Origin of the sequence: Methylobacterium tarhaniae (assembly GCF_001043955.1) — a bacterium.
In the GTDB taxonomy this organism is placed as follows: Bacteria; Pseudomonadota; Alphaproteobacteria; order Rhizobiales; family Beijerinckiaceae; genus Methylobacterium; species Methylobacterium tarhaniae.
The window spans coordinates 1-5,528 of record NZ_LABZ01000230.1; the positions used below are offsets into that span (position 1 = coordinate 1).

At 70.0% G+C, this 5,528-nt stretch carries 8 protein-coding genes and 1 pseudogene; 5 read left to right on the forward strand and 4 right to left on the reverse strand.

Features of this window, described 5'->3' with window-relative positions; all coding sequences use genetic code 11:
• The 3 genes and pseudogenes from VQ03_RS26545 to VQ03_RS26555 form a co-directional block, all read right to left on the reverse strand.
• Window positions 1-278 (reverse strand): annotated as a pseudogene (locus VQ03_RS26545) (GMC family oxidoreductase); the annotation flags it as partial.
• A 99-nt stretch (window positions 279-377) separates the two neighbouring features.
• Window positions 378-926: a twin-arginine translocation signal domain-containing protein gene (locus tag VQ03_RS26550; protein ID WP_048453925.1), complete on the reverse strand. Its 549-nt coding sequence runs from the start codon at window positions 924-926 to the stop codon at window positions 378-380.
• 88 nt (window positions 927-1,014) lie between these two features.
• Complete coding sequence (locus tag VQ03_RS26555; RefSeq protein WP_048453926.1) at window positions 1,015-1,410, reverse strand: VOC family protein; 396 nt, start codon at window positions 1,408-1,410, stop codon at window positions 1,015-1,017.
• 322 nt (window positions 1,411-1,732) lie between these two features.
• On the opposite strand from VQ03_RS26555, the gene VQ03_RS26560 reads away from it, so the two are divergent.
• The 5 genes from VQ03_RS26560 (at window position 1,733) to VQ03_RS26580 (ending at window position 5,179) form a co-directional block, all read left to right on the forward strand.
• Window positions 1,733-1,993: a hypothetical protein gene (locus VQ03_RS26560; protein WP_048453932.1), complete on the forward strand. Its 261-nt coding sequence runs from the start codon at window positions 1,733-1,735 to the stop codon at window positions 1,991-1,993.
• 318 nt (window positions 1,994-2,311) lie between these two features.
• Window positions 2,312-2,608 carry a hypothetical protein gene (locus tag VQ03_RS26565; protein WP_048453927.1) on the forward strand — a complete coding sequence of 99 codons (297 nt, stop codon included), beginning with the start codon at window positions 2,312-2,314 and terminating at the stop codon, window positions 2,606-2,608.
• Between the two features lie 61 nt (window positions 2,609-2,669).
• The gene (locus tag VQ03_RS26570; protein ID WP_048453928.1) at window positions 2,670-3,410 is read left to right on the forward strand and encodes a YidB family protein; all 741 of its coding nucleotides are present in this window, start codon (window positions 2,670-2,672) and stop codon (window positions 3,408-3,410) included.
• Between the two features lie 31 nt (window positions 3,411-3,441).
• Entirely contained in the window at window positions 3,442-4,149 is a 708-nt protein-coding gene (locus VQ03_RS26575) for a glutathione S-transferase (RefSeq protein WP_048453929.1), read from the forward strand.
• A gap of 346 nt (window positions 4,150-4,495) precedes the next feature.
• Window positions 4,496-5,179 (forward strand): response regulator transcription factor, encoded by a 684-nt coding sequence (locus VQ03_RS26580; RefSeq protein WP_048453930.1) that lies wholly within the window; start codon window positions 4,496-4,498, stop codon window positions 5,177-5,179.
• A 92-nt stretch (window positions 5,180-5,271) separates the two neighbouring features.
• Here VQ03_RS26580 and VQ03_RS26585 read toward each other — a convergent pair.
• Window positions 5,272-5,528, reverse strand: a 257-nt coding sequence (locus VQ03_RS26585; protein ID WP_048453931.1) for a flagellin, incomplete at its 5' end; no start/stop codon positions are given.

Genomic DNA, 5,528 nt, shown 5'->3' on the forward strand with positions numbered 1-5,528 from the left:
GGGCGCCGACCCCCCCCTAGGCAGCCCACGGCGGGGGGGTGGGGGACCCCCCCCCCCCCCGCCCACGAGCCCGGGGTGGTGCGCATGTCGGTCCAGGCGAGCTGAGCGAAGCTCGCCCACTCGTCGTTGACGAAATCCCCCATGTTGTGGCGGGCGCCCGCCTCGAGGATGACGCAGCGGATGCCCTTGAGCGCCAGCTCGGTGCCGAGCGTGCCGCCGCCGGCGCCCGAGCCGACGATGACGACGAGGCCGTCGTCGTTCAGGTCGAATGTGGCCATGGTTTCCTCCGGTCCGCGCGGCCGGTCGCGTCCGGGCCGGCGCAGTCGTTCATTGATTGTTCTTGTGTTGACGGTCGATCTGCCGCGGCATCCGGCCGGTCAGACCTTCGGCAGCCAGTCGATGTCGTTGAAGCCGCGCTGGATGTAGCCGCCCTTGTCGGCGGACGGGCCCTCGTAGCCGAATTTCGGCCAGATCTCCGGCTGGTTGTAGAGCGAGACGACGAGGTCGGAGCGGATCTTCTTGAAGAAGTCGGTGTGGCTGATGCCCTCCAGCACCGCGACCCGGTCGGCCTCCCAGCCGATCTGGGCGTAGTTGACCCGGTGGCGGGCCTGGGCGTCCTCGTCGAGGCGGCGCACGCCCGAGGTCAGCAGCGCCTTCACGGCCGGGTCGGCGGCGGCCTTGCCGTCCCAGGGCTTGATCGCCGTGATGTAATAGACGTCGGCGAGGAAGTCGTGCGGGTAGATGTCCCGCGCCATCTTCACCAGGGTCTTCAGCTCGGCCGGCGCCAACGCCGCGCCGTTCTCGGCCCAGGCCTCGGAGACCTGGAGCCCGGCGCCGGTGGCGAGGGCGGCTGCGGGGGCCGCGACGGCGGCGGTCTGCAGGAAGCCGCGGCGGCTGAATCGCGCGCGCGGATCGACTTCTCTCATGGGCGTGTCCTCTCATGCGTGTCGTCGGTGGTGTGGGCCGGCCCGGGGCGCGTCTGTCGCGCGCTTTCCCGGGCCGCCGGGGATTCGCTCAGCCGAAGCGGCCGCCCTTCTGGATCACCTCGATCTTGTAGCCGTCCGGGTCGGTGGCGAAGAAGAAGCGAGCCAGGGTCTTGCCCTGGTGCTGGAAGTCCTTGACCGGGGTCGCGGGCAGCCCCTCCCGGGTGAAGCGGGCATGCTCGGCGTCGACGTCGTCCACCACCACCGCGAGGTGGCCGTAGCCGTTGCCGAGGTCGTAGGGCTCGGTGCGGTCGAAGTTCACCGTCAGCTCCAGCTCGAACGGCGAGGACGGGTGGCGCAGGTAGACGAGCGCGAAACCGTCGAAGCCGACGCGCTCGGCGAGCTCCAGGCCGAAGGCGCGGGCGTAGTAGGCGCGGGAGCGCTCCTCGTCGAGGACGCGGATCATCGAGTGGACGGGCTTGGCCATCGGCGGCAGGAACCTCGTTTCGTTGGCGGGCGCCGCGGCTGCGGCCGCCCGGGAAGCCCCTTAGACTAGCTCCAGGGAAGAGCACGGGGTGGTAGCGGGATGTGACGCATGCCCGGGCGATGCACCGCGCCGGCCCCGCCTTCACGCAATGGAACGGCCGCGACCGCGCCGACCGCCCGCGGCTCCGGGCCGATTTTCGTTCCGATGCGCCGCGTGCGCGGGAACACATCACGGCAGTTTGCCGCCACCTATATTCCGATCACCGCAACGGATGCGGGCCAGAGAGACCGGCCTGCACAGCGTCATGGAGCCTGAATACCAGATGAAGACCCGAATCGCCGCCGTCGTCACCGCGTTTGTCCTTGGCGCCGCTCCGATTTCGTCCGCCATGGCATTCAGCGCGAAGTCCCCGGCCCCCTACGGTGCCCGCGATGTCGAGACCACCGGTTCCCTCGGCTCGGCCAATACCAGCGTGCCGTTCTACGGCGCCTGCCCGATGAGCTCGGCCTCCGAGGGCAACGCCAACCAGCAGAACTTCCCGGTCAAGCAATACGGCCAGACCTCGGGCGGGCATCGCTGCTAACCGAAACGTGGATCGAGGGAAACTGGACATGAGCGAGATGAAGCTTCTGCGTGCCGTCTCCTACGGCATGATCGGCGTCCTGGCCGGCGGCCTGGCCATGACGGTCATCGGCACCGCCAACGCCCTGATGAGCATGTAACCCGAGGAGAAAGGGCCGCCCCCGGGCGGTCCTTTCTCGCATGCGCGGCTTTTTACGCCGCCGGCCCGGAACCGCCGCGCTTCCGACCGCTTAGCCCAGGAGAGATCTTTGCAGGGACCTTTCCGAAGGTCCCGCGCGCCAGATCCCCCGCACCGAACGGAACCCCGCCGGAGGCCGACATGCCTGCACTGCTCCGCCCCGCTTCCGTCCTCCTGCTCCTCGTCGCGAGCACCATGCCGGCCCTCGCGATCTCCGACCGCCGCGACCAGCCGACCCGGGCCGACGTTCCCGATGCCGCGCGGAGCGACACCTCTGGCGTGGCGCCGCCGCAGGCGATCAAGCCGGACACCAAGGTGATGCCCGGCGATACCGGCCTGAGCGGCAATGCCTCCTCGCGGACCAACCCTCTCGACAAGCTCGACCCCAAGGACCGGCGCGCCACCGGCGGCGGCAACGGGGCCGGCGACCGCCGGTAAGGCAACCGCGGCGGGACAACGCGGTTAACCCTCGCGCGAACACGCGCGACGGGAGGCACCCATGGGTCTGCTCGATCAGGTCATCGGTTCGGTGCTCGGCAACGTCCTCGGGGGCGGAAGCCGGCACGAAGGACGCCACGACGGCGGCTCCGGGGCGATGTCGCCCCTCGTCAAGGCGCTGCTGATGCTGCTCGCCGCCAAGGCGATGCAGGGCGGCTTCGGCGACATCTTCGGCGGCGGCCGCCGCCCGGCGCCGCAGGGCGGACCGGACGACGGCTACGCCCCGGATCCGCACGGCTACGACATGCCCACGCCCCGGGACGAGGCGCCCCGCGGCCGCGCCCGGCGCGACGAGGATCCGGACAATCCCTATTCCGACCTCGCCGGCATGCTCGACGGCCCCGGCGGCGGGACCCGAGCCCCCTCCCCCGCCGGCGGCGGGATGCAGAATCCGTTCGACCAGGATTCGTTCGACCAGGGCGCCGGCCCCTATTCCCGCCTCGACCGGGAGCAACCCGACGATGCCGCGGGCGGTGGCCTCGACCACCTCGTCGACCGCTTCCGCCAGGGCGGCCTCGGCGAGCTGATCGAATCCTGGATCGGGCCCGGCCATAACCGGCCGATCCAGCCGCAGCAGCTCGCCCAGGCGCTCGGCCCCGAGACCGTCGACACCCTGAGCCGCCAGACGGGCCTGGGCCGGGACGACCTCCTGGCGCAGCTCGCCCAGGTTCTGCCGGGCGTGATCGACGGCTTGACGCCGCAAGGCCGGCGCCCGAACCACGACGAGATGCGCGGCTGGTGAGCCCGCACGGGCCGACGCGAAGGGCGATCCGATGGCCTACGAGCTCCATTACTGGCCGGCGATCCAGGGACGGGGCGAGTTCGTCCGCCTCGCCCTCGAGGAGGCCGGGGCCGACTACGTCGACGTCGCCCGCGAGGACGGCATCGACGGCCTGATGGCGGGCCTCGAGAGGCCGCCCCGCCCGCCCTTCGCGCCGCCGTACCTGCGCGACGGCGACCTGGTGATCGGCCAGACCGCCGCGATCCTGCTCTATCTCGGGCCGCGCCTCGGCCTGGTCGGCGAGAGCGAGGCCGACCGGATCTGGACCCACCAGATCCAGCTCACCCTCGCCGACGCGGTGGCCGAGGCCCATGACAGCCACCATCCGATCGCCTCGGCCCTGTATTACGAGGAGCAGAAGCCCGAGGCCGCCCGCCGCGCCGAGGATTTTCGCGACAACCGGATCCCGAAATTCCTAGAGTGGCTCGAACGGGTGCTGGCCGCCAATCCGTCCGGCCCGCGCCACCTCGTCGGCGACCGTCTCAGCTACGCGGATCTCTCGCTGTTCCAGCTCGTCGAGGGCCTGGCCTATGCTTTCCCGCGGGCGACCGAGCGGGCCCTCGCCGCCACCCCGAAGGTGATCGCGCTGCACCGGCTCGTGGCCTCCCGGCCCCGCATCGCCGCCTATCTGGCGAGCGACCGGCGCACCGCCTTCAACGAGGACGGGATCTTCCGGCGCTACCCGGAGCTCGACCGCTAGGCGCGGCCGCGGCACTGTCGCTTCGGCGCAACAGGTCTGCCGCGGGTCAGAATTTTTTCCAAGCCGCTGATTTTTAACGAAATCCACGATCGCATGTTGCCGGCGCGCCACGAGCTGTGTCCGCAAGTGGACATCTTTCGCCCGTTGTTAACACAAAATTAACTATTTGAGCGCGAAGGTCGCCTTAACAAATCGTTCACGACCCCGCGCCTCGACGCGCGAGCCGATCGACAGCGCGGGTTCACCGCAAAGTCCCGGCACCACTCTGACAATATGAACCAAGCAACCCCGCCGCCAATACTGGCGGCAGGGACAGAGAACTCGTCAAAAAATCTTGGGGGCTGGCGTGTACATCGTCGTCGACGAGCGGGAGAACGTGGCCGCGCAATACGTGGCGGGCTTCGGTGTGGAAGGCGTGGCGGCCCGGGGGCTGGACGTGCGGGACGTCCAGACCTGGATCGACGCCACGCCGGCCCAGGACCTCGCGGCGGTCGAGGGCTTCGTGATCGGCGATTGCGCCGACCGAATGGCCTTCACCGCAGCCCTGCGCAGCCTCTCCGGCGCGCCGATCATCGCGCTCAACGAGACCCGCTCGCTCGAGCAGACCCTCGCCCTGTTCACCGCCGGCATCGACGACGTGGTGCGCAAGCCGGTCCACGTCCGCGAGATCATCGCCCGGGCCGGCGCCATCCGCCGCCGCACCAACCGCAGCGAGGCGAAGCCCGCGAGCACCCCGGATCGCAGCGGCCGCCTGACCGTCCACACCGACGGGCGCGACCCCGAGATCGACGGCCAGAGCCTGCTCCTGCCGCGGCGCGAGCGCGACATCCTGGACTACCTCGCCCGCAACCGCGGCCGGCCGGTGACCAAGGGCCAGATCTTCAAGGCGGTCTACGGCGACCTCGACAGCGCGGTCGACGAGAGCGTGGTCGAGGGCCACATCAGCAAGCTGCGCAAGAAGCTGCGGATGCGCCTCGGCTACGACCCGATCGAGGCCAAGCGCCTGGCCGGCTACACCTTCGTCGGCTGATCCCCCTCCCCTCCTTCATGCGAAAGCCCCGGGCGGTCGACCGCCCGGGGCTTCGTCGTTCGGGCCGCCGCCGGTGACGGCGGCCGGTCGTCTTAGCGGAAGAGCGACATCACGTTCTGGCTTGCCGAGTTGGCGATCGAGAGCGACTGCACCGCCAGCTGCTGCTGCGTCTGCAGCGCCTTCAGCTTCGTCGACTCCTCCTCGATATCCGCATCCACCAGGATGCCGATCGTCCGGTCGTTCGCCTTCATCAGCGTGTCGACGAAGGTCTTCTGTCCGTCGATCTGCGTCTTGTTCGCGCCCAGCTTCGTCGCAGCGTTCGTCACCATCCCGATCGCCTTGTCGACTG